This window comes from Halomonas sp. ND22Bw, assembly GCF_003011945.1.
Taxonomy (GTDB): Bacteria; Pseudomonadota; Gammaproteobacteria; order Pseudomonadales; family Halomonadaceae; genus Halomonas; species Halomonas halophila.
This window is the reverse complement of sequence record NZ_PXWD01001645.1, coordinates 1-241: the sequence shown is the minus strand read 5'-3', so window position 1 is coordinate 241 and position 241 is coordinate 1. Positions and strand designations below refer to the sequence as shown.

Annotated in this window: 1 protein-coding gene; it reads left to right on the top strand. The window is 34.0% G+C overall.

The window, feature by feature from the left end:
- Positions 1–241, top strand: a 241-nt coding sequence (locus CVH10_RS26390) for a hypothetical protein (protein ID WP_181244745.1), incomplete at both ends; no start/stop codon positions are given.

Sequence of the window (241 nt, the reverse complement as noted above, 5' to 3'; positions counted from 1 at the left end):
TACGGGAAAAGCATTTGCGATAATGACCCAAGATACAGATGTGTTACCCACAGTGGTGGAATATAAACTTACTATTTTTGAAACTTTAACTTTTGTGCTTTGGGATTCGAGGTTTACACATTCATTTGTATCACTTAAGTTTGTTCAATATTTGTTGTCACCCCCAATGATCATGGATTTTTCATTAGTTATATCAACACTTGCGGGATCATCTTTGGTTATAAATATTGTATACCCTAAG